Here is a 21,082-nt window from a genome sequence, read left to right on the forward strand (position 1 = left end):
CCCCCGCGGCACACCCGTCCCGGCGACCGACCCGCTGCGGCGGCCGGGGCGGGGATCAGTTCTGGTGGGACTGGTAGTGCGCGACCGCGTCGGAGGTGCGGCCGGCGCCGTAGACCCGGAGGAACTCCGCCAGCTCGGGGTGGGTGGGAGCGAGGGTGTCGGCGGCGTCGATGATGTCGCCGGCGGCCGCCACCGAGCGCAGCAGGGACTGGATCTCGCGAACCACCCGCTTGACCGTGGGCGCCCCCGAACTGCTCGTCGTCTGCGTGGTGTTGCTGAGTACCGAGCCCCCCTGCGACTTCTTGATCTCCTCCATGCGCTCGGTCGCCTCGGCGGCGCTGACGCTGCCGTCCGCGACCTGCCCCGCCAGATCCTGCAGCAGCTGTACCCGCTGGACCACCGCGGGATTGCCGATCTTCGCTCGCTGGCCGCTCATCAGCTGCGACAGCATCGGTGCGGACAGTCCCAGGACCCCCGCCAGCCGGGCCTGGTTGAGGCCCAGGTCGTCTATGAGCCTACGGAAGAGCGCCCCCAGCGGCTCCCCGTACCAGTTCCGCTGCAGTTCCCGCGCTCTTGCGGTGGCTTCCTGCTGTGCGGCGTCCATTGCGTCTCCCCATCGCTTCCCCGAGAACTGCGGTTCGCTGTAGCGAACCACGCCGAGCATCTTACGGAGAGTGGTCGGCCACGGGGACCCCCAATCTTTTTGCGGAATCACGGGGGTGACCCGGTACTCTGGTCTCCGGCGCCCGCCGGGAGACGTTCTTCCGGGCGGACGTTTCCCTTCCGGGGCCTTAGCTCAGTTGGTAGAGCGCTGTCTTTGCATGGCAGATGTCAGGGGTTCGACTCCCCTAGGCTCCACATGCCGACCCCTCCCACCTGCGGAAACGTGGTGGGAGGGGTCTTGTTTCACGTGAAACGGCGCGGTGGGGCCGAAGACGTCATGTCTTCGGCCCCACCGCGCCGTCGAAGGGGTGCGGGCCCTTTCTGTCAGGGCTCCTCGTCGCGCTTGGCGGCCTCCTGGGCCTCCTTCGCCTCGACCTCGGGATCGAGCACGGTCGCACCACTGCCGTCCACCGACGTCAGCCCGCCCGACTCGGAGACGTCCGTCGCAGCCGGCGGTTCGACCAGCCAGTCGGGGTTGGCCTGCTTGTCCCACCACTTCCAGGCGGCGTAGGCCCCACCCACGGCGACGCTCAGCATCAGCAGGGTCCGCGCGGCCCGGCCGGCCTTCGCCCGCCGCTGCTGCTTGCGGACCAGCTTCTGGATCTGCTGCGGCGTGACCTGACCGCGGAGCGCGGCCAGCACCGCCAGGCTGCGAGCCGCGGCCTCTTCCCTGGCGGGCCCGGCGACGGCCACCGCCTGCTCGATCCGCGGCCGGGAGTACTCCGCCGCCTGACGGGCGGCCTTGCGAGTGCGGGTGACGGCCTCGTGGGCGGCGAGGTCGACCTTCGGTGGCACATGCGCCCGAGCCTGTTCCAGATACGGCTGGACGTGGGCGCCGTACTGGACGCGAGCCTGCCCGGCGGCCTGCGTCACCTTGGGCGCGAGCCGTACGCGTGCCTCGTGTGCGTAGTGCGCGGCCCTTACCTTGGCCGTGTCGGCGTAGGGCGCCACCACTTCCGCGGCGTGCAGCACGCTGTCCTTCGCCGAACCTGTCGCGGCGCGCACGCTGTCGATGCGGGTCACGGGTTCCTCCTCCTCGGTGGCGTACGGTATTTCGACTTTCCACCCTTTTACGGATCATGCCTGTCCGGTCGCTGCGGGGCATGCGCGGGCGGGCATACGGGTGCCGATGGAGTTGATCGAGTGCAATAGAGGATGAATCAGGGGCAACGGAGCTTGTCGTCGACAATGCCACGGATCGCTGCCGCGCGCCCCCGCCACGGGCCCACCGTGCCGGTTTTCCGCAAGCGGATCGGTGAGGTTGCTCCCCTGTGAACGGGCGCCGGGCGACTGCGCGCCCCGTCCGTGCGAGGATCAGGGAGTCACGGAAAGACAACGGAAGGCACATCGTGGCTGAGCAGCTCTACGCCACCCTGAAGACCAATCACGGCGACATCGACGTTCGGCTCTTCCCGAACCAGGCGCCGAAGACGGTCAAGAACTTCGTCGAGCTCGCCAAGGGCGAGCGGGAGTGGACCCACCCGCAGACCGGTGCCAAGTCCACGGACAAGCTCTACGACGGTACGGTCTTCCACCGGGTGATCAGTGGCTTCATGATCCAGGGCGGTGACCCGCTGGGCAACGGCACCGGCGGTCCCGGCTACCAGTTCGAGGACGAGTTCCACCCGGACCTGCGCTTCGACAAGCCCTACCTGCTGGCGATGGCCAACGCCGGCCCGGGCACCAACGGCTCGCAGTTCTTCATCACCGTCGCCCCGACGGCGTGGCTGAACCGCAAGCACACCATCTTCGGTGAGGTCGCCGACGCCGCGAGCCAGAAGGTCGTCGACACCATCGCCTCGGCGCAGACCAACCCGCGCACCGACCGGCCGCTCAACGACGTGGTGATCGAGTCGGTCGAGATCCGCGAAGGCTGAGCACCTCCCGGTGTTCCCGGCGCTCAGGCAGGCGCAGGAGCGCTGACGTGCAGGTGCCGGGAGCGCTGATATCCCCCAGAGGGAACCAATCGCCCCGTTCATCCGTAAGGATGGGCGGGGCGGGGCTTTTCCACACGACGTAGGGGATCGCATGGACGACCAGGCTGCCGGCAGCCCGCAGGACGCGCACAGCGTCCCGGCGTGCTATCGCCACCCGGACCGCGAGACGGGCGTGCGCTGCACCCGCTGCGAGCGGCCGATCTGCCCGGAGTGCATGGTCGACGCCTCGGTCGGGTTCCAGTGCCCGGAGTGCGTCCGCGGCGGATCGGGGACCGGGCACGCTCCCGCGGCCTCGGCGCCCCGCACCCTCGCCGGAGGCACGGTCGCCGCCGATCCCAGGCTGATCACCAAGGTCCTTCTGGGAATCAACCTGGTGGTGTTCGTCGCGATCTGGATCGACGAGTCGCTGGCGCGCGAACTCTATCTCGTGGGGGCGTGGCCCCCCGCACCGTTCCAGCCCGTCGTCGGGGTCGCCGACGGTGAGTGGTACCGCATGGTCACCGCGATGTTCACGCACGAGGCGCCCTGGCACTTCGCGTTCAACATGCTCGGCCTGTGGTGGCTCGGCGGACCGCTGGAGGAGGCTCTCGGACGGGCCCGGTATCTCGCGCTCTATCTGCTCTCCGGGCTGGCAGGCAGCGCACTGACCTACCTGCTCGCCGAGGGTACCGCTGCCTCCCTCGGGGCGTCCGGCGCGATCTTCGGCCTCTTCGGCGCGACGGCCGTGCTGGCCCGTCGGCTGCGCTACGACATGCGGCCGATCATCGCCCTGCTGGTGATCAACCTCATCTTCACCTTCGGGTGGAGCAACATCGCCTGGCAGGCGCACATCGGCGGGCTCGTGGCCGGTGCGGTGATCGGGTACGCCATGGTGCACGCCCCGCGCGAGCGGCGGCCGCTGATCCAGTACGGGGCCTGCGCCCTGGTCCTGGCGGTGATCGTGCTCATCACCCTGCTGAGGACGGCGCAGCTCACCTGAGCAGGAGTTGTCCACAGCGTGTGGCGGATCTTGTGCACACGGTGCGGGAACATCTGTGCCCCCTGTCGCTGACTTGTGTTTCCGCAGGTCAGCCAGGGGGCGAACGCATTTTCGATTGCCGGTGCTTCTGTCACACCGGCGTCAACACCTGATGAGTTATCCACAGATGGTCGTTCTTTTTCCCCATGTGGAAAACGGCTGTGGATAACTCAGTGGATACTCTGCCCGGAGCCGACGGACGACGGTGGGCCGAGCCACCCTCAGGCGGGGCCGAGCGCTACTTCCACTGCGTGGAGACGCCGAATCCGGCGGCGATGAAGCCGAAGCCCACCACGATGTTCCAGTTGCCCAAGCTGTCGATCGGCAGCGAGCCGTCGGTGACGTAGAACACGACGATCCAGGCCAGGCCGATGAGGAACAGGGCGAGCATCACCGGCGCGACCCAGGCGCGGTTGGTGAGCTTGAGCGTGGTCGCCTGCTTCGCCGGCGGCGGCGTGTAGTCGGCCTTCTTGCGGATACGTGACTTCGGCACGAGGGTCTCTCCTGTCGATGCGCTGCGTGGCCGCGCAGGGAACTGGGTCGGGCTCGGGTCAGCGTACAAGGGGACTCTGAGCGCTCCCCCGGGCGTCCGTTAGCGTAGTGCTTCCGCGGCGCCGAAGGAGATAAGGGTACGTTGAGCAATTCTGCCGACTTCCCGGGGACGGAATCCAGCCCTGCCCGCCGGCACCGTTTCCGGCCCGTGCGGGTGCTCACCGCTGCCGTCTTCGCTCTCGCCGGACTCATCTTCTTCACCAGCTTCAGCACCGCCAGGGGCACCAACATCCGCACGGACGACTCCCTGCTGAAGCTGTCCGACCTCATCCAGGAGCGCAGCCGCAAGAACGGCGAGCTGGACGAGTCCAATGCCGCCCTGCGCGAGGACATGGAGGCGCTCGCCGAGCGCGACGACGGCAGCACCAAGGAGGAGGACGCCAGACTGGCCGGTCTGGAGAAGCGCGCGGGCACCCAGAAGCTCAAGGGCGAGGCGATCAGCGTCACGCTGAACGACGCCCCGCCGGACGCCACGGCCAAGCTTCCCGGCTACCCCGAGCCCCAGCCCGACTACCTGGTCATCCACCAGCAGGACCTCCAAGCCGTGGTGAACGCCCTGTGGCAGGGAGGTGCCGAGGGCATCAAGGTCATGGACCAGCGGCTGATCTCCACCAGCGCGGTCCGCTGCGTCGGGAACACCCTGATCCTCCAGGGCCGCGTCTACTCACCGCCGTACAAGATCACGGCGGTCGGAGACCCGGAGAAGCTGAAAAAGGCTCTCACGGCCTCACCGGCGATCCAGAACTACATGGTCTACGTCAACGTCTACGGGCTCGGCTGGAAGGTCGAGGACAACGGGACGGTCACGCTGCCCGGCTACACGGGCACAGTGGACCTGCACTACGCCGAGCCCGTGGAGTAAGCGGCGAGGACCGGGGAGCCGCCGGTGCGGGTGATCGTCACGGCTCCGTGAGCGGTGGGCCGGACGGAGCGCGCACCCGGCGGCCGTGCCGCGCGCCCCCCCGCGGGATCCCCGGAGGCCGGGCCCTGCGTGAGCGGCAGTCCCTACGCGATCATGCACGTCCCGCGTCTTGGTTTCACGTGGAACACGGCCCCCGTTCGAGGCACCGCCGCGGTGCCGACCCACGGCACGAGCTGGTTCCTGTACCGGATCGGCGAAGGGCCGTACAAAACTGTGCCCACGGACATCGAGGTGATCGACCCTGTGCCCCGTACTTCGGGGTACACGCGTCCGGGCCGTGCTGTCGTACGCCGACGACGCGCGAACCGGAACGGGACCACGGTCACCCGCCGATCGTCCGGGCCCGCCCGGCCTCCACACGGCCTGTGGAGGCCGGGAAACCGGAGGCGTTGCGCCGTTAGTCTGGTGGCGTACGGCGTGTGTCTGGTGCCGTGGTACGACGGAAGGGACGGCATGTACAGCTGGATCTGGCGGCATCTGCCGGGGAACGGATGGGTGCGGGCACTCATCTCGCTCGTGCTGATCATCGCTGTGGTCTACATCCTGTTCCAGTACGTCTTCCCGTGGGCCGAGCCGCTGCTGCCCTTCAACGATGTGACGGTGGACAACCAGTGAGCGCACGCATTCTCGTCGTCGACAACTACGACAGCTTCGTCTTCAACCTGGTCCAGTACCTGTACCAGCTGGGCGCCGAGTGCGAGGTGCTGCGCAACGACGAGGTGTCGACGGCACACGCACAGGACGGATTCGACGGCGTGCTGCTGTCCCCCGGCCCCGGGACCCCCGAGGAGGCCGGCGTCTGCGTGGACATGGTGCGGCACTGCGCGTCGACCGGGGTGCCGGTCTTCGGTGTCTGCCTCGGCATGCAGTCGATGCAGGTGGCCTACGGCGGGGTCGTGAACCGCGCCCCCGAGCTGCTGCACGGCAAGACCTCCCCGGTCGAGCACGAGGGCAAGGGCGTCTTCACGGGCCTCCCTACACCGTTCACGGCGACCCGCTACCACTCGCTCGCCGCCGAACCGGCCACCGTACCGGCCGAGCTGGAGGTGACCGCCCGGACGCCCGACGGCATCGTGATGGGCCTGCGCCATCGCGAACTGCCGGTGGAGGGCGTGCAGTTCCACCCCGAGTCGGTGCTGACCGAACACGGACACCGGATGCTGGCCAACTGGCTGGTGGAGTGCGGCGACCAGGACGCGGTGGCGAGGTCGGCGGGGCTCGCCCCGGTGGTGGGCAGGTCCACGGCGTGACCGCGCTGCGCCCCGAGCGCGAGTCCGGCGCGGATGTCCACGGCGGCGTCGGCGACCAGGGCACCTCGTACGGAAGCGGGCCGTACGGGGCACCGGGTGCGTTCAGGGAGCGGCAGGGCGTGGAGGCGTACACGGACTGGGGAGGCGCCGAGCCGCGCACCCCGTACCCGCCGGACCAGGGGCGGGGGACGACCGCGCCCGAGCCTGTCCCGGACGACGAGACGGTCGCCCTGCGGATCCCCGACCCGCCCCGGAGCGTCGCGCGTGCGGCACCCGCACCGGCACCCGGAGGACGGGCGGAGCGCAGGAAGGCCGCGAAGAGGCGTCAGGGGCGCCGTGGAGGCTCGCACAAGTCCTCCCGGGCGGCGGGGGCCCCCGGGACGGCAGTGGGCGGTGAGGGGGCGCCAGGAGCGTCCGGCGCGCCCCTGTCGCGCGTGGAGGCCCGTCGGCAGGCCCGGGCGCGCAGACCCGGCCCCGCAGTCGTCGCGAGCCGGGCGATCGGCGAGGTGTTCATCACCACCGGTGTGCTGATGCTGCTCTTCGTCACCTACCAGTTGTGGTGGACGAACGTCCGGGCGCAGGCCCAGGCAGGCAAGGAGGCCAGTGACCTCCAGAACGACTGGGCGAACGGCAAGCGCAACCCGGGCGCCTTCGAGCCGGGGCAGGGCTTCGCCCTGCTGCACATCCCCACGCTGGACGTGGTGGTGCCGATCGCCGAGGGCATCAGCAGCAAGAAGGTCCTCGACCGGGGCATGGTGGGCCACTACGCGGAGGGCGCGCTCAAGACGGCGATGCCGGACGCGAAGACCGGCAACTTCGGGCTGGCGGGCCACCGCAACACCCACGGGGAGCCCTTCCGGTACATCAACCGGCTGGAGCCGGGCGACCCGATCGTGGTGGAGACGCAGGACAAGTACTTCGTCTACAAGATGGCGTCGATGCTGCCGGTGACCTCGCCGAGCAATGTGAGCGTCCTCGAGCCCGTCCCGAAGGGCTCGGGCTTCACCGCACCGGGCCGCTACATCACGCTGACCACCTGCACGCCGGAGTTCACCAGCAAGTACCGCTTGATCGTCTGGGGCAAGATGGTCGAGGAACGGCCGCGCAGCAAGGGCAAGCCGGATGCGCTCGTCAGTTAAGGGCGGATGAAAACGTGGCAGCGACCACCGACGACACCGAACAGCACACCGGCAGGCGCGGTTCCCCGCCGCCCCGGACAGGCCGGCGCATGGGCCCGGTCGCCATGGTGGTCAGCTTCTTCGGGGAACTCCTCATCACCGCGGGCCTGGTGCTGGGCCTGTTCGTCGTCTACTCGCTGTGGTGGACGAACGTCCTCGCCGACCGGGCTGCGGACAAGCAGGCGGACAAGGTCCGCGACCACTGGGCCCGGGAGACCGACGGCGACGGACCGGCGTCCTTCGACAGCAAGGACGGCATCGGCTTCCTGCACGTGCCCGCCATGAGCGGCGAGGAGATCCTCGTCGAGAAGGGCACGACCATGAGGGTCCTCAACGACGGCGTGGCCGGCTATTACACGGACCCGGTCAAGGCGGCCCTCCCCACGTCCGGCAAGAAGGGCAACTTCTCCCTCGCGGCGCACCGGGACGGGCACGGGGCCAAGTTCCACGGCATCCACAGGATCGAGAGGGGCGACGCGATCGTCTTCGAGACGAAGGACAGGTGGTACGTCTACAAGACCTACGCGATCCTTCCCGAGACCTCGAAGTACAACGTCAACGTCCTCCTGCCGGTCCCGAAGGAATCGGGCCGGAAGAAGGCGGGGCACTACATCACCCTGACGACCTGCACGCCGGTGTACACGAGCAGGTACCGCTACGTCGTATGGGGCGAACTGGTCCGTACGGAGAAGGTGGACGACCGGCGGACGCCGCCGAAGGAACTGCGCTGACGGAAGAGTCCCGGAACCCCAAGGGTCCCGGGACTCACTCCCCGCGGAGCGCAGGAGGCTCAGTCCTCGCGCGACTCGCCCGTGAGGCCGCCGAAGATGCCGCCGTCGCCGCCCCCGCCGTTGCCGCCCTGGTCGGCGGTGAACAGGGTGACCGCCGTGCCCTTCTGGACCTGGGTGCCCTGGGGCGGGTTGGAACCGAAGACGCGGGAGTTGGGATCCTGCGAGCCGGCCACGCTGCCCACGCTCAGTCCGGCCTCCTGGAGCATCTTCTGGGCGTCCTTGAGGGTCTGGCCGTTGACGTTCGGGACCGCGACCTGCTCGTCCTGCTGCTTGGCCTTGCCGATCTGGATGGTCACCGGCGAGTTCTTGGCGAGCTGGGAGCCGGCCGGCGGGTCCGTGCCGACGACCTTGCCGGCCAGGTTCGGGTTGTCCGTCTCCACCTCGACGCAGTTGCCGACCAGTTCGTTGGCCGTCATCTGGGCCTTGGCCTCGTCACAGGTCTTGGTGCTGACGTCGGGCACGGTGGACTTCGCCGCCGCCTTGGCGATGATGAGGGTGATCGTCGATCCCTTCTCCACCTCGTCGCCCGTGGTCGGGTTCTGCTCGAGCACGGTGTTCGCCTCCTCGGGAGACTCACGGGTCTCCGTCCGGACCTCGAACGCGTACTTGTCGCCCTCCAGCTTCGCCTTGGCCTCGTCCAGGCTCAGGCCGGTCACGCTGGGCACTGTCACCTTCGGCGCCCCGGTGGACACCACCAGGTTGACGGTGGATCCCTTCTTGACCTCGGTGTTGGGCTTGGGGTCCTGGTCGCAGATCTTGCCCTTGCTCTCGGTCTCGCAGGGCTTCTGGGTGAACTCCACCTGCAGGTCGCCATTCTCGGCGAGCCGCGTGGCGTTGGCCTTCGTCTCACCGATGAAGTTCGGGGTCGCGACGGTGTCGTTGCCCACGCCGCCGTCACCGCTGAACGCCCAGCGGCCGATCAGGATGGCGCCGATCAGCACCAGGACGCCCGCCACGACCAGCAATATCGTCGAGGTGTTGTTCTTCCGCTGGCGGCGGCGGTCGGGGCGGTCGTCATAGCCGTAGCCGCCGCCGTCCGGGTTCATGGGCGGGAGCATCGACGTCGGTGCCCCGGCACCCGCGTCCGAGCGCAACGCGGTCGTCGGCTGGTCGTCGGGGTAGCCGCCATAGGCCGCGGCCCCCATCGCGGCGGTGGCCGCGACCGGCTGGCCGTCGAGGCAGGCCTCGATGTCGGCGCGCATCTCGTCGGCCGACTGGTACCGGTAGTCCGGGTCCTTGACCAGCGCCTTCAACACGATCGCGTCCATCTCGGGCGTGATCTCGGGGTCGAAGACGCTCGGCGCCTGCGGTTCCTCCCGCACGTGCTGGTAGGCGACCGCGACCGGAGAGTCGCCCACGAACGGCGGGCGCACGGTCAGCAGCTCGTACAGCAGGCAGCCGGTGGAGTACAGGTCGGAGCGGGCGTCGACCTGCTCGCCCTTGGCCTGCTCGGGCGAGAGGTACTGGGCGGTGCCGATGACGGCGGCCGTCTGCGTCATCGTCATGCCGGAGTCGCCCATGGCGCGGGCGATGCCGAAGTCCATCACCTTGACCTGGCCGTTGCGCGTCAGCATGACGTTGGCCGGCTTGATGTCGCGGTGGACGATGCCGTTGCGGTGGGCGTACTCCAGGCCCTGGAGGATGCCGATGGTCATCTCCATGGACCGCTCCGGCAGCAGCTTGCGGCCGCTGTGCAGGAGCTCACGGAGCGTGGAGCCGTCGACGTACTCCATGACGATGTACGGGATGGAGACCCCGTCGATGTAGTCCTCGCCCGTGTCGTAGACCGCGACGATCGCGGGATGGTTGAGCGAGGCGGCCGACTGGGCCTCCCGGCGGAACCGGGCCTGGAAGGACGGGTCGCGCGCGAGATCGGCGCGCAGCGTCTTCACTGCCACGGTGCGGCCGAGGCGGGTGTCGTGCGCGAGGTAGACCTCCGCCATGCCACCGCGACCGAGCACCTGGCCCAGTTCGTACCGGCCGCCGAGGCGACGCGGCTCTTCCATAGCTACCTACCAGCCCTCTCCGTCGGTCCCGGGCGGCACGCTCGTGCCGCCGGAGGCTGCCGTCCGGGCCTACCGTACCCGGCTCGCTTTGTATGACCTGGCCAAGTACGTCAGCCGATACAGGACCGGTACCGCAACGTGCACCGATGTGAAGCAGACGTGATCCGGGTCACTGCTTGCCCTTGATGACCGCCTCCATCACGCTCTTCGCGATCGGTGCCGCGAGGCCACCGCCGGAGATGTCGTCACGGTTGGCGTTCTGGTCCTCGACCACGACCGCGACGGCGACCGGCGAGCTGCCGTCCTCCGCCTTGGCGTAGGAGATGAACCAGGCGTACGGCTTCTCGCTGTTGTCCACACCGTGCTGGGCGGTACCGGTCTTGCCGCCCACCGTCACGCCGTCGATCCGCGCGTTCCGGCCGGTGCCCTCGTTGACGACGGTCTCCATCATGTCCTGGAGGATCTGGGCGTTCTCCGGCGACATCGGCCGGCTCAGCGTCTCCGGCTCGGTCTTCTCGATCGGATTGAAGTCGCGGCCCTGGAGCTCGTCCACCATGTACGGCTTCATCAGCTCACCGTCGTTGGCGACGGCCGCGGCGACCATGGCCATCTGGAGCGGGGTCGCGGCGGTGTTGAACTGGCCGATGGAGGACAGCGCCGTCTGCGACTTGTCCATGTCGTCGGAGAAGACGGAGGCGGTGGCGCGGACCGGAGTGAACTGCTCGGAGTTGAACCCGAACTTCTCGGCCTGCTCCAGCATCTTGTCGTTCTCCAGGTCGGCGCCGACCTTGCCGAACACGGTGTTGCAGGAGTAGCGCAGGGCGATCCGCAGCGAGGCGTCCTCGCACGGGATGTTGCCCTCGTTCTTCAGGGGCGTCCTGGTGCCGGGCATGATCCACGGCAGCGGGGTCTCCGTCTTCTCGTCTGCGGACTTGTAGAGACCGTTCTCCAGGGCCGCGGCCGCGGTGACCACCTTGAAGGTGGAGCCCGGCGGGTAGGCCTCGCGCAGCGCCCGGTTGAGCATCGGGTCGTCCGTGTTGTTCTTCTTCTGGAGCTTCTGCCACGCCTTGCTGTCCGTCGAGGTCGAGTTCCCCGCGAAGGAGCCGGGGTCGTACGACGGGTAGGAGGCCAGGGCGAGGATCTTGCCGGTCTTCGGCTCCAGCGCGACGACAGCGCCCTTGCCGCGCGACTCAAGGCCCTCGTAGGCGGCCTTCTGCGCGGCGGCGTCGAGCGTGGTGACGACGTTGCCGCCCTGCTTCTTCTTGCCCGTGATCATGTCGAGGGTGTTGTCGAAGAACAGCCGGTCGTCGTTGCCGGTGAGTATGCCGTCCTCGAGGTTCTCCAGCTGGGTCGCGCCGAACGCCTGTGAGGCGTAGCCGGTCACGGGCGCCCACATGGGGCCGTTCTTGTAGGTGCGCTTGTACCTGTAGTCGCCGCTGGTGTTCTCGACGGAGCCGGTGATCGCCTTGCCCTCGACGATGATGTCGCCGCGCGGGGTGGCGTAGCGCTCGATGGAGACGCGGCGGTTGTGGGGGTCGGTCCGGAGACTGTCGGCCTTGGCGTACTGCAGCCAGTTGTCACGGATGAGGAGCGTCAGGACGAGGAGGCCACAGAAGATCGCGATCCGGCGCAGGGGCTTGTTCACGGGCGGACCACCTGGGTCATCTCGGCGTCGGGGTTGGCGGGGGCGGGCGCGGGCCGGCGCGCGGTGTCGCTGATTCTGATGAGGATGCCGATCAGCGCCCAGTTGGCGATGACGGACGAACCGCCGTAGGCCACGAACGGCAGCGTCATACCGGTCAGCGGGATGAGGCCCATGACACCGCCGGCCACGACGAAGACCTGGAGGGCGAAGGCGCCGGACAGGCCGACGGCCAGCAGCTTGCCGAACGGGTCCCGGGCCGCGAGCGACGTGCGGATGCCCCGCTCGATGATCAGGCCGTACAGCAGCAGGATCGCCATGACGCCCGCCAGGCCCAGCTCCTCGCCGAAGGTGGCGAGGATGAAGTCGGAGTTGGCGGCGAAGCCGATCAGGTCGGAGTTGCCCTGGCCGAGGCCGGTGCCGAGGGTGCCGCCGGAGCCGAAGGCCCACAGGGCCTGCATGGCCTGCTCGGAGTGGACGATGCCGTCCTGGACGCCCGCGCGGGAGAGCTCGTACTCCCGCATCGGGTCGAGCCAGGCCTGCACACGCGTCTGAATGTGCGGCTCGAAGCTCGCCACGCCGACGGCGCCGACCGCGGACATCAGCAGACCGAAGACGATCCAACTGGTCCGCTCGGTGGCGACGTACAGCATGATGACGAACATTCCGAAGAACAGCAGGGACGTACCGAGGTCGGTCTCGAAGACAAGGATGAGGATCGAGAGCGCCCACACGACGAGGATCGGGCCGAGGTCGCGCCCGCGCGGCAGGTACAGGCCCATGAAGCGGCGGCTGGCCAGGGCCAGGGCGTCCCGCTTCACCATGAGGTAGCCGGCGAAGAAGACCGCGAGGACGATCTTCGCGAACTCACCGGGCTGGAGGGTGCCGAGACCGGGGATCTTGATCCAGATCTTGGCGCCGTAGATGTTCGCGCCGAGTCCGGGGACGAGCGGAAGGATCAGCAGGAAGAGGGCTCCGGCCATGGAGATGTAGGTGTAGCGCTGGAGGACGCGGTGGTCCTTCAGGAACAGCAGCACGGCCACCAGCAGGCCCACGCCCATCGCCGAGTAGAGCAGCTGGCGCGGCGCCGCCTCCACGAAGGTACTGCTCGCCTGGAGCCGCTTGGACTGGTCCAGGCGCCAGATGACGACCAGACCGACGCCGTTGAGCAGAGTCGCCAGCGGCAGCAGCAACGGGTCCGCGTACGGAGCGAACTTCCGCACCACGAGATGCCCCACCCCGGCCATCAGGCCCAGCCCGAGCCCGTACGCGAGCAGGCCCGACGGTACGGAGCCGTCGATGGCCAGGCCCACGTTGGCGTACGCGAAGACCGGGATGACGACGGCGAAGACGAGGAGGGCCAGCTCGGTGTTGCGGCGGCTCGGCGCCCCGATCGCGCCGATCGTGGACGTGTGGTGCGTCGACGGATTGGTTGAACTGCTCATCGTGTGACAGGGCCTCTCACGGCTTGCCTACTGCTTACCGCACAGCGAGACGACCTTCTGCTCTTCCTCCGAGAGGCTGGGGCCGGGGCTGGGAGTGGGTGCGGTCGTGGACGGGGTCTGCTGGGGCGCCTTCGTCGTATCCGAGGGGTTCGGCGTCGGCGTGGCCTTGGACGCGAAGGAGGCGGGAGTGGTTCCGGTGGTGCCTCCGGCCTCGCCCTCGCCGGTCTGCGCGTTCTTCTCGCTCTCGGCGGCGCGCCGCTCGGCCTCCTTCCTGCACGCGGAGGCCTGCACCGACAGTTCCTCGATCTTCGCCCGGGCGCCCTTCAGGTCGCCCTCTGCGATGGTCGCCTCGACCAGCTTGCGCTGGTAGGGCGGGAGGTACTTGAGTTCGATCTCGGGGTGGTCCTTCTCGACATCCGAGAGCGACACCCAGGCCAGGTCCTGGCTGATGCCCCGGTACAGCGCAACGTGCTCGCCGTTGGTGCCGACGTAGTACTGCGTCTGCGTCCAGCGCCAGCCGCCGTACAGGCCGCCGCCGATGACGGCGAGGACCAGCAGGCCGTAGGCGGACCTCTTGAGCCACCTGCGGCGCTTGCCGGGCTTCTCGAAGTCCTCGTCGGCGTAGCCGAAGCCGTCGGTCGGGATGAAGCCGGTCACGTCGCCGCTGCCGGGCGGGCCGAACTCGCCCCCGCCGCCACCCGGTGCGCGCCGGCGGCCGAGGCCGGAGGCGCGGCCGGCCGGGGTCTGCATGATGCCGTTGTCGTGCAGCTGGCTCTGGTTCTCGGCGACGGCGCCGACCACGACCGGGGTGTCGGACAGCTGCCCGGCCAGGGTGTCCCCGGTGTCGAGGTCCAGGACGTCGGCGACGATCACGGTGATGTTGTCCGGACCACCGCCGCGCAGCGCCAGCTCGATCAGGTTCTGGACGGTCTCCTCGGGGCCCTGGTAGCTCGCCAGGGCCTCCTCGAGGGTCTGGTGGGAGACCACGCCGGACAGGCCGTCGGAGCAGATCAGGTACCGGTCGCCGGGCCGCACCTCGCGGATGGACAGGTCGGGCTCGACGTGTTCGCCGCTGCCGAGGGCCCGCATGAGCAGGGACCGCTGCGGGTGCGTGGTCGCCTCCTCCTCGGTGATGCGGCCCTCGTCGACCAGGCGCTGCACCCAGGTGTGGTCCTGGGTGATCTGGGTGAGGACGCCGTCGCGCAGGAGGTAGGCCCGGGAGTCGCCGACGTGCACCAGGCCGAGGCGCTGGCCGGTCCACAGCAGGGCGGTCAGGGTGGTGCCCATGCCCTCGAGCTGGGGGTCCTCCTCGACCATCATGCGCAGCTGGTCGTTGGCCCGCTGGACGGCCGCGCCGAGCGAGGTGAGCAGGTCGGAGCCGGGGACGTCGTCGTCGAGCGCGACGATCGTGGAGATCGCCTCGGAGGAGGCGACCTCGCCGGCCGCGGCGCCGCCCATGCCGTCGGCGATGGCGAGCAGGCGCGGACCGGCGTAACCGGAGTCCTCGTTGCCCTCCCGGATCATCCCCTTGTGCGATCCGGCGGCGAAGCGCAGGGACAGACTCATGCGCACCTCGCCTGTCGGCTCCGGGTACAGCCGGTCGTGTCGAGCCACACTGCCCACCCTCCGGTCGGGAGCGCGCCGGGACCCTGGGTGGGGACCCCCACTGCGTGCTCGCTCCGCTCGCGCTCATTCATGACGTGGCACTACTTCCGCAGCTCGATGACGGTCTTGCCGATGCGGATCGGCGCACCCAGCGCAATCGGTGTGGGGGTCGTCAGCCGGGTCCGGTCCAGGTAGGTGCCGTTCGTGGAGCCCAGGTCCTCGACGATCCACTGGCCGTCGCGGTCCGGGTAGATCCTGGCATGGCGGCTGGAGGCGTAGTCGTCGTCCAGCACGATCGTGCTGTCGTGCGCCCGGCCCAGGGTGATGGTCTGGCCCTGGAGGGCGACGGTGGTGCCGGTGAGCGTGCCTTCGGTCACGACCAGCTTGGTGGGGGTGTTACGGCCCCGGCGGCCACCGCCTCCGGACTGCTGGCGCTGCTGCGGCGGTGCCTGACGGGCGGCCTGCTGCGGCCGGCCCGCGTCCCGTCGCGAGCCGCGCTGGGTGACCCGAGTCCCGAACAGGTCGCTCCGGATGACCTGCACGGCCACGATCACGAACAGCCACAGAACGGCCAGGAACCCCAGCCGCATGACCGTGAGGGTCAGCTCTGACATTGCCCCCGCTTCACCCTTCGGCTTGCCTATAGATAACGGTGGTGCTGCCCACGACGATCCGCGAGCCGTCGCGGAGCGTAGCGCGGGTGGTGTGCTGCCCGTCCACCACGATGCCGTTGGTGGATCCGAGATCCTGGATCGTCGAGGGCGTTCCGGTCCGGATCTCGCAGTGCCGGCGGGAGACGCCGGGGTCGTCGATCCGCACGTCGGCGTCGGTGCTGCGGCCCAGCACCAGCGTCGCGCGGGAGATCTGGTGGCGGGTGCCGTTGATCTCGATCCAGTAGCGGGTGCGCCCGCTGGACGCGGGCGTGGCGGGGGGCCGCTGGCCGCCCGCGGGCTGCGGGTAGCCGTAGCCGCCGGGGCGGCCGCCGGGCGGCGGCGCGGCCGGCATGGGCGGGGCGCCCGCGGAACCGGCCGGCGGGTAGCCGTAGCCGCCGGGACGCCCGGCCGGCGGGGCTCCGCCGGGGCCGCCGGGTGCGGGTGCCTGGCTGCTGGAGGAGGCGAGCGTACGGCTGCGCACCCGGTACAGACCGGTGTCGAGGTCCTCCGCCTTCTCCAGGTGCACCTTGATGGGGCCCATGAAGGTGTACCGCTGCTGCTTGGCGTAGTCGCGCACCATGCCGGCGAGCTCGTCGCCGAGCTGGCCGGAGTACGGGCTGAGCCGCTCGAAGTCGGGCGCGCTCAGCTCGACGATGAAGTCGTTGGGGACGACGGTGCGGTCGCGGTTCCAGATGGTCGCGTTGTTGTCGCACTCCCGCTGAAGCGCTCCCGCGATCTCCACGGGCTGCACCTCGGACTTGAACACCTTCGCGAAGGTGCCGTTGACCAGACCTTCGAGACGCTGCTCGAACTTCTTCAGGACTCCCATGGGGCACCTCCTCCGTAGCTGCCGTCCTGTGTACTGCCCCGTGCACCGTCGTGTGCACCGTTTACCTGGTACTGCTTACAGATCGTATCCACGCGCCGGTCGATCGGCCGGTTCCCCCTTGTCCGCCCGGGCCGGCGGGGTTGCCGACGCCGGACGAGGTTCCCTGCGGGGGCCCCTTCGAACTCCCCTGGCCGGGCTCGTGCGCGTAGTCCTGCCATGGATCGTAGAGGGGGCCGCGGACCAGTGTCCCGCACCCGGCTGTGGACCCGGACCGGCTCCTGGGGAGACGGGGGCGACCGGTACGAGGTTGATACGTGAAGCGGTTCTCGTCGATACGTGACGGATACGTTCCGGGGGCCGCCGGAGTTCCGCCGGGCCCCGGAGGGACGTCGGCGGGCGGGGGTGCTGCTCGGACGGGGGTCGGCTCCGGGGCCGGAACAAGGGATGTGAATCGAGCCCGACCAGCGTGCTAATGTTCTGGGTGTCGGAAGGCGCCGGACCCCAGCGGGACGGGGCCGAGGACACACCCAATGCGCGGGTGGCGGAATAGGCAGACGCGCTGGATTCAGGTTCCAGTGCCCGCAAGGGCGTGGGGGTTCAACTCCCCCCTCGCGCACAGAGGAGCACCGACGAAAGTGCTCTAGCTGCACCGACGGAATGGGCGGCATCGCGATGGCGATGCCGCCCATTCCTGTTTCTGCGGTGTGATGTCTGTCTCTGGGCAGGGTGAAGCGGACCGTCGGCGGCTGAGGGCCGCCGGCGGTCCGCGTTCGTTTTGTGGGTCTTGCTTGAGCAGCTCTCGGGGCGCGCGCTCTGTGAGGAACGTCTCAGCGTTGGGCGATGTGGCCCTTGGGGGTCCGTGTGCCCAGCGGCTTGGTCCTGCGGCGGCGGGTGGGCCGGCGGCGGGGCGGTTCGCTGCCCAGGGCGATGCCGTCGGCCCAGGAGGCGAGCTTGCGGCGGTTGGCGTGGGCGAGCTGGAAGGCCAGGAGGAGGGTCTGGGCCGCGATGCCGCGGACGCGGCGGGTGCCGCCGTCTTCGAGGCGTTCCTGGAGGCGGTCCTTGGCGAAGCCGTTGATGCCTTCGACACTGTTGCGGAGCCGGAAGTAAACCCGTTGCCAGGCTTCCGAGCCGTGGAGGGGCTGCCAGAGGTTGGCGCCGGCTTCCGGAGGGACGGTGACGGTGCGCTGGAAACAGCACGGCGGTGAGCCGGCCGGGTTCGGGGCGGGGTCGACGAGGGGCAGGTGGATGCCGCGGCCGAGCGTGCGGGGCTTGAGGGGGCACTGCGCGCGGTTGGCCTCTGCCGGGCACATCACGCGGCGGTGACCTTCGGCGTCGGGGCGTTGCTTGGGCATGAACACGTAGTTCGTCCGGGCGCGGATGGGGTCGATCCAGGTCGGTCACCGGCCAGGTAACCGCGGGGGAAGCGGTTGTCGACGTGCTGGGGGGCCTCGACGGCGACCTGGCCGGGGCGGTGGCTTGGCTTGTCGACCGAGAAGGCCACGATCAGGGCGGGGATCACGTCGGGACTGGCGGAACCGTCGGGCAACGGGGCGCCGTGGCGCTCGGGGTCGCGGGCGACGACGAGGGAGGCGTCGTAGCCGAAGAGGCGCTTCTTGATCCTCTCGGTCTTCTTCTCGCCGTTGGTCTTCTGCCTGCCGCCGGCAGCCTCGATCGGGGCCAGACCGGCCAGGGCGACGTCGGGAACGCTGATCGGCGCCGCGATTCTTCTTGCCGGCCTCATCGTCATGATGATGGGTCAGCTCACCGGGGGCAGGCGGAAGGGCGGCGGCACACCGTGAACCCTGTCCGAGCGGTCATGTTCGGAGCCTGGGTACAGTCCGCCCGCCGTCCGCCAGGGACAGCGGGCGGCAACGGCCGTCCGCACTTGGGGGGAGTTGGCTGGTTCCCCATCGGCATCAGTCAAATCGCTCCGCCCCTTGCACGCAACGACCCAGGCACCGGAGCGGTCACATGATCGTCCGGACAGCTCCTGGTCGGCACCCAGGTCAGACCTCGTTGCCGGGCCAGCCCAGCAACCGGGCGCCGATGACGGCGGTCTGCAGGGTGTAACGGTGAACGGGGTCGGCCGGGTTGGTGCCGGTGAGCTTGTGGATGCGCTCCAGGCGGTAGGTCAGGGCCCGCACGCTCAGGCGCAGGCGGCGTGCCGCCTCGGCGGCGATGCATCCGGAGTCGAAGTACGTGGTGAGGGTGTCGAGGAGGGGCTGGGCGCCGCCGCGGGCGGTCTGGAGCGGGCCGAGGGCACTATGCACGAGGTCGGCCATGGCCTGCCGGTCGCGGGTGAGGACGGGGTAGACGAGCAGGTCGGCGGCGCGCAGCACGGGCTCCTCCAGTTCCATGCGGTCCGCCAGGTCGAGGGCGTTGAGGGCTTCCTCGTAGGAGTGGACGACCCCGCCGGCGCCGGGGTGGGCGCGGCCGAGGGCGACCCGGCCACCGTCGGTGGCCGCGTGTGCCTGCTTGGCGAAGTACACGAGTACGTCGTCCTGGTCGCCGGGTGCGATGCAGACCAGGCGGCTGTCCTTGGTGGTGAGCAGGATGCGGCGCTCTCCGAACCGGGCGACCAGGGCGCTCTCCACCTGCCGGGTCGCCGGGTGCGTGTCGTCGACCGGCGTGGTGCCCTGGGCGACGGCGACCGCGTGGGCGCGGGAGAGGAGCAGGCCGAAGCGTTCCGCCCGTTCGGCCAGGCGACCCAGGTCACTTCGGCCGTAGAGCAGGTCGTCGATGAACTCCCGCCGCGCGGCCTCTTCCCGCCTCACCGCGAGTTTCTGGGACCGTTCGTATCCTTCGGCGAAGGCGTCCACCGCCTGCTCCACGGCGGCGAGCACACGGTCGGCTCCGACGGTCGAAAGGGCGGGCGAGAGCTCGCGGGCCGCAGACAGATGCCGGCGGACCAGAAGACGCAGTCCCAGGCCCGCCTCCGCGGCGCGTTCTCCCCGGGCGCGCAGGGACTCCAGCTCGTTCCGGGTGAGGCGGCGGCCCGTGGCACAGACGTCGGCAAGGATCCCGGCATAGCCCTCGAGGTACTCGTCGGGTATGGCTGACCGCGTCACGCGACCTCCTCGATGTTGTTGCTCCGCCAACGTTCCCCGCGCACAGCGGACCAGAGTGACAGACGTCCGGCCGGACCCGCTTCACACCTCACCGAATGCCGCCCGCGCCTCGTTGCTGACCCCGGCCCATCAGGGCAGCGAAGTAGTCGCGCTCCCGCTGGTCGTCGAGGTTCACGCGCTCGTATGGATACCGCGGCCACAGCGGACGGCCATCGATCCATGGCACGACAGTGGGCACACTGTCCCACCAGCCGCGCAGCTCCAGGGCGCCGACCGGCGGCGGCATGCCCTGCCAGGGGTGTTTCGGATCGCCGGGAGGGTTGACCTCCAGGGAGGCTTCCGGCAGATCTTCGGGACCGCCGTGAGCGGGAAACAGGACGAGGACCAGCCCGTCGTCAAAGCCAGGGAGAAGGACGTAGCGCTTGGGCACGGGAGCGGGCGCTCGGGCAGCGCGGTGCAACGCCTTCACGACAGGCACCGCCCGCAGCGCAAGCCGCCCCCACCGAAGCGCGTAGCCCGTGGACAGGATTCCGGCGAGCAACGGGATGTGGTTCTGAAGGTCTCTCGCCCAGAGCCACCACAGCAGCAGCATCACCGCGGAGAACACCGCGTTGACCGCCGCAGGCCGTACCTGCGAGATCGCCAGCAGTACGCGGACCCGCCACCAGGGCACGGACCGGGCATCGGGCCCTTTGCGCGCAAGACGTCCGTCCGTGTCGGGACGGCTGAAACGTCGGGCGGCTTCGGCCAGCGACGCGTACGACAGGTTCGGGCCCTGGGCTTGGTCTGCCGGCTCGAGCACGGCGAGCTGCGGCTGTGGTGGTGTCGGTCTGTCCAGCAGCCCGTGCCGGACGGCGGCTTCCGCGTCGCGGCGACGCGCGTGCTCGGATCGCGTGGGGCGCACCCGGACCAGCTGCTTCCCACCCGGTGGCGCGATGACCCCGCCGGTTCGGGGATCTCCGGCCCACCACAGCACTCCTCGGGGTCCGGGGTCGGCCAGGTGGTACCGCGGCGCCACGGTGCACACGGACAGCGGAATCAGAGATCCATCCGCCGGATGGCGCAGCACCGCCCGTGGCGGTCCCTGGCTCGCCGGGATGGCGACCGCACTGCAGGCCGTCCAGGCATGCGCGGCCACGACACGCCCGATACGGCGGGAGTTGACGAGCGCGGCCACCCCGACGGCGCCGGCGATGGGACCGCAGCCGACACAGAACACGGCGAGTGCGCGGAGCCAGGCGATGCCGGCTTCGTCCGCGCCCGGCCCGACGGTCAGCCCGACGACGAGGGCCGTGATGCCGGTACCGAGCCAGTACCAGGCCCGCCGACGGTGGTCGGCGACCGCGTGCGTGGTCGCGGGGAGGGCGAGAGCGGTCGTCATGTGCGTGCCGGGGGTGTGTCAGGCATGCGGGCACCGTCGCTTCACCATGTCTTCTGGTCCGGAGGTTGTCGCGCCGGGCTGCTCGGGAGGGCTTCGGCGCGGAACCGGAGGAGCGGTCAGCGGTCGCTGAAGGGACCGGCAG

At 69.8% G+C, this 21,082-nt stretch carries 20 protein-coding genes and 2 tRNA genes; 9 read left to right on the plus strand and 13 right to left on the minus strand.

What is annotated here, in order from left to right; genetic code table 11:
* Positions 1-55 precede the first annotated feature (55 nt).
* Positions 56-604: a helix-turn-helix domain-containing protein gene (locus ACFYOV_RS05915; RefSeq protein WP_389083285.1), complete on the minus strand. Its 549-nt coding sequence runs from the start codon at positions 602-604 to the stop codon at positions 56-58.
* Between the two features lie 181 nt (positions 605-785).
* Here ACFYOV_RS05915 and ACFYOV_RS05920 point away from each other — a divergent pair.
* Positions 786-858: transfer RNA gene (locus ACFYOV_RS05920), tRNA-Ala, on the plus strand.
* A 129-nt stretch (positions 859-987) separates the two neighbouring features.
* Here ACFYOV_RS05920 and ACFYOV_RS05925 read toward each other — a convergent pair.
* On the minus strand, positions 988-1,686 hold the full coding sequence (locus tag ACFYOV_RS05925; protein WP_389083287.1) for a DUF5324 family protein: 699 nt from the start codon (positions 1,684-1,686) through the stop codon (positions 988-990).
* Positions 1,687-2,012: 326 nt separating this feature from the next.
* Here ACFYOV_RS05925 and ACFYOV_RS05930 point away from each other — a divergent pair, with 326 nt between their 5' ends.
* Together ACFYOV_RS05930 and ACFYOV_RS05935 are read left to right on the plus strand one after the other, a co-directional pair.
* Positions 2,013-2,540, plus strand: coding sequence for a peptidylprolyl isomerase (locus ACFYOV_RS05930; protein WP_389083290.1), 528 nt, complete (start codon positions 2,013-2,015; stop codon positions 2,538-2,540).
* Between the two features lie 151 nt (positions 2,541-2,691).
* Complete coding sequence (locus tag ACFYOV_RS05935) at positions 2,692-3,579, plus strand: rhomboid family intramembrane serine protease (RefSeq protein ID WP_389083292.1); 888 nt, start codon at positions 2,692-2,694, stop codon at positions 3,577-3,579.
* 277 nt (positions 3,580-3,856) lie between these two features.
* Here the strand turns inward: ACFYOV_RS05935 and crgA are convergent, their stop codons facing one another.
* Positions 3,857-4,111: a cell division protein CrgA gene (gene crgA, locus ACFYOV_RS05940; protein WP_389083295.1), complete on the minus strand. Its 255-nt coding sequence runs from the start codon at positions 4,109-4,111 to the stop codon at positions 3,857-3,859.
* A gap of 141 nt (positions 4,112-4,252) precedes the next feature.
* Here crgA and ACFYOV_RS05945 point away from each other — a divergent pair, with 141 nt between their 5' ends.
* From ACFYOV_RS05945 to ACFYOV_RS05965, 5 genes are all read left to right on the plus strand, one after another.
* Positions 4,253-5,032 (plus strand): DUF881 domain-containing protein, encoded by a 780-nt coding sequence (locus ACFYOV_RS05945; protein ID WP_389083297.1) that lies wholly within the window; start codon positions 4,253-4,255, stop codon positions 5,030-5,032.
* Positions 5,033-5,545: 513 nt separating this feature from the next.
* Positions 5,546-5,707, plus strand: coding sequence for a hypothetical protein (locus tag ACFYOV_RS05950; protein ID WP_184764307.1), 162 nt, complete (start codon positions 5,546-5,548; stop codon positions 5,705-5,707).
* Positions 5,704-6,342: an aminodeoxychorismate/anthranilate synthase component II gene (locus ACFYOV_RS05955; protein ID WP_389083301.1), complete on the plus strand. Its 639-nt coding sequence runs from the start codon at positions 5,704-5,706 to the stop codon at positions 6,340-6,342. Before ACFYOV_RS05950 ends, ACFYOV_RS05955 begins: the two co-directional genes overlap by 4 nt.
* On the plus strand, positions 6,339-7,481 hold the full coding sequence (locus ACFYOV_RS05960; RefSeq protein WP_389083303.1) for a class E sortase: 1,143 nt from the start codon (positions 6,339-6,341) through the stop codon (positions 7,479-7,481). The genes ACFYOV_RS05955 and ACFYOV_RS05960 overlap by 4 nt, the downstream gene beginning before the upstream one ends.
* A 14-nt stretch (positions 7,482-7,495) precedes the next feature.
* Entirely contained in the window at positions 7,496-8,251 is a 756-nt protein-coding gene (locus tag ACFYOV_RS05965) for a class E sortase (RefSeq protein WP_389083306.1), read from the plus strand.
* A gap of 59 nt (positions 8,252-8,310) precedes the next feature.
* Here ACFYOV_RS05965 and pknB read toward each other — a convergent pair whose 3' ends face one another.
* The 6 genes from pknB to ACFYOV_RS05995 all read right to left on the minus strand — a co-directional run bounded on the left by pknB (position 8,311) and on the right by ACFYOV_RS05995 (position 16,491).
* Positions 8,311-10,317 (minus strand): Stk1 family PASTA domain-containing Ser/Thr kinase, encoded by a 2,007-nt coding sequence (gene pknB / locus ACFYOV_RS05970; protein WP_389083308.1) that lies wholly within the window; start codon positions 10,315-10,317, stop codon positions 8,311-8,313.
* 169 nt (positions 10,318-10,486) lie between these two features.
* On the minus strand, positions 10,487-11,962 hold the full coding sequence (locus tag ACFYOV_RS05975; protein WP_389083311.1) for a penicillin-binding transpeptidase domain-containing protein: 1,476 nt from the start codon (positions 11,960-11,962) through the stop codon (positions 10,487-10,489).
* Positions 11,959-13,404 carry an FtsW/RodA/SpoVE family cell cycle protein gene (locus ACFYOV_RS05980; RefSeq protein WP_389083314.1) on the minus strand — a complete coding sequence of 482 codons (1,446 nt, stop codon included), beginning with the start codon at positions 13,402-13,404 and terminating at the stop codon, positions 11,959-11,961. The genes ACFYOV_RS05975 and ACFYOV_RS05980 overlap by 4 nt, the downstream gene beginning before the upstream one ends.
* 27 nt (positions 13,405-13,431) lie before the next feature.
* Positions 13,432-14,970 (minus strand): Stp1/IreP family PP2C-type Ser/Thr phosphatase, encoded by a 1,539-nt coding sequence (locus ACFYOV_RS05985; protein WP_389083316.1) that lies wholly within the window; start codon positions 14,968-14,970, stop codon positions 13,432-13,434.
* A gap of 140 nt (positions 14,971-15,110) precedes the next feature.
* On the minus strand, positions 15,111-15,623 hold the full coding sequence (locus ACFYOV_RS05990; protein ID WP_389083319.1) for an FHA domain-containing protein: 513 nt from the start codon (positions 15,621-15,623) through the stop codon (positions 15,111-15,113).
* Positions 15,624-15,633: 10 nt separating this feature from the next.
* Positions 15,634-16,491, minus strand: coding sequence for an FhaA domain-containing protein (locus ACFYOV_RS05995; protein WP_389083321.1), 858 nt, complete (start codon positions 16,489-16,491; stop codon positions 15,634-15,636).
* A gap of 532 nt (positions 16,492-17,023) precedes the next feature.
* Here ACFYOV_RS05995 and ACFYOV_RS06000 point away from each other — a divergent pair.
* Positions 17,024-17,107 (plus strand) — tRNA-Leu (locus ACFYOV_RS06000).
* Between the two features lie 211 nt (positions 17,108-17,318).
* Here the strand turns inward: ACFYOV_RS06000 and ACFYOV_RS06005 are convergent.
* From ACFYOV_RS06005 to ACFYOV_RS06020, 4 genes are all read right to left on the minus strand, one after another.
* A complete protein-coding gene (locus ACFYOV_RS06005) occupies positions 17,319-17,843 on the minus strand; it encodes a hypothetical protein (protein WP_389083323.1) in 525 nt (174 codons plus the stop codon).
* Positions 17,801-18,232, minus strand: coding sequence for a hypothetical protein (locus ACFYOV_RS06010; RefSeq protein ID WP_389083326.1), 432 nt, complete (start codon positions 18,230-18,232; stop codon positions 17,801-17,803). Before ACFYOV_RS06010 ends, ACFYOV_RS06005 begins: the two co-directional genes overlap by 43 nt.
* 265 nt (positions 18,233-18,497) lie before the next feature.
* Positions 18,498-19,559 (minus strand): PucR family transcriptional regulator, encoded by a 1,062-nt coding sequence (locus ACFYOV_RS06015; protein ID WP_389083329.1) that lies wholly within the window; start codon positions 19,557-19,559, stop codon positions 18,498-18,500.
* An 88-nt stretch (positions 19,560-19,647) separates the two neighbouring features.
* On the minus strand, positions 19,648-20,940 hold the full coding sequence (locus tag ACFYOV_RS06020; protein WP_389083331.1) for a hypothetical protein: 1,293 nt from the start codon (positions 20,938-20,940) through the stop codon (positions 19,648-19,650).
* Positions 20,941-21,082 lie beyond the last annotated feature (142 nt).

The organism is Streptomyces sp. NPDC005931 (genome assembly GCF_042871235.1).
Classification (GTDB): domain Bacteria; phylum Actinomycetota; class Actinomycetes; order Streptomycetales; family Streptomycetaceae; genus Streptomyces.